Below are 1,012 nucleotides of genomic sequence, written 5' to 3'. Positions count from 1 at the left end.
CCTTTCGCCTGATGAAGGGGGCGAAACCCCTGGGGACGAAATTCGTTTCGCCCTGAGACGAAATGTGTTTCGCCTTGGGGAAACAACGCCCGCCGCGGGAGGAGGGTGCGGCGGGCGCCGTTTTTGTGGTCAAACCCTCGGGAGGAGGTGAAGGCTGACCGTATTCGTCAGGGTTGGGGAGGAGGTCAACCCTGGCGAAATTCCTTGACTAGATCGCCTTGCGGGCGATGCTCTTGATCTCTTCGCGGACGATGCCGAGGTCATGCAGCTGGCGGTTCGAAAGGCGACCCAGCTCGGTAACCGTCGAGCGATAAACGCGCCAGTTACGATAGTTGCGGATCAGGTTCATTGTCGTTCTCTTTTCAAGTCAAACTGGTTCGGACCATTTGCGGTCCGAAGAGGATTAGACCGCCTTGCGGGCGACGTAGTGGATGTCGCTGCGGCTGATGCCGAGGTCGGTCAGTTCGCGGTTGCTCAGGCGGCTCAGCTCGGAAACGGTGTCCCGGTAGCGGCGCCAGTTGCGGTAATTGCGGATCAGGTTCATGGTATTTCTCGTTTCGTCTTTCTTTCGGATCATTCCGTCTTTGTGTACGACCTGAAGATAGGTGGGGTCATATCGATTTAAAACCGCTATTGGTGCATAGCAGCAATGCAAATTGTGCAATGCACCATCACCGCCAAATCACGTCTTCGACACAGATTAACCCGAATCGGAAAATGCCGTAGCGTCAACGGCTTGGCCGGATCGGCTGAAAAAAGACCAAGCTGGGGGAGAAAGGCATGGCGAGGTATTCGTCACGCGTCAGGACCGATATCGCGCGATGGCTGCAGGTTGGCTTGATCGATGCCTCGACGGCCGACGCGCTGACGCGCGACGTCGAGGCCAATGAGCGCAAATCACTGAGCTTCGGCTCGATCCTGGCGATGATTGCGGCGCTGCTTTTTGGTGCGGCCGTCCTGATCTTCGTCGCCGCCAATTGGCAGGCCATCCCGCGGCTGGCGCGGGTGGCAG

At 58.0% G+C, this 1,012-nt stretch carries 3 protein-coding genes; 1 reads left to right on the top strand and 2 read right to left on the bottom strand.

The window, feature by feature from the left end:
• Positions 1-208: 208 nt before the first annotated feature.
• Both EOA86_RS36080 and EOA86_RS36075 read right to left on the bottom strand, forming a co-directional pair.
• Positions 209-349, bottom strand: a complete 141-nt coding sequence (locus tag EOA86_RS36080) for a DUF1127 domain-containing protein (protein WP_023802557.1) — start codon at positions 347-349, stop codon at positions 209-211.
• 54 nt (positions 350-403) lie between these two features.
• Entirely contained in the window at positions 404-544 is a 141-nt protein-coding gene (locus tag EOA86_RS36075; protein WP_006335194.1) for a DUF1127 domain-containing protein, read from the bottom strand.
• A 236-nt stretch (positions 545-780) separates the two neighbouring features.
• Here EOA86_RS36075 and EOA86_RS36070 point away from each other — a divergent pair.
• The coding region (locus tag EOA86_RS36070) for a DUF2157 domain-containing protein (protein ID WP_128345796.1) at positions 781-1,012 on the top strand (232 nt) is incomplete at its 3' end.

The organism is Mesorhizobium sp. M5C.F.Ca.IN.020.32.2.1 (assembly GCF_004023105.1).
GTDB lineage: Bacteria > Pseudomonadota > Alphaproteobacteria > Rhizobiales > Rhizobiaceae > Mesorhizobium > Mesorhizobium wenxiniae.
The sequence above is the reverse complement of the archived record's forward strand: the minus strand, read 5'-3'. Positions and strand labels throughout refer to the sequence as shown.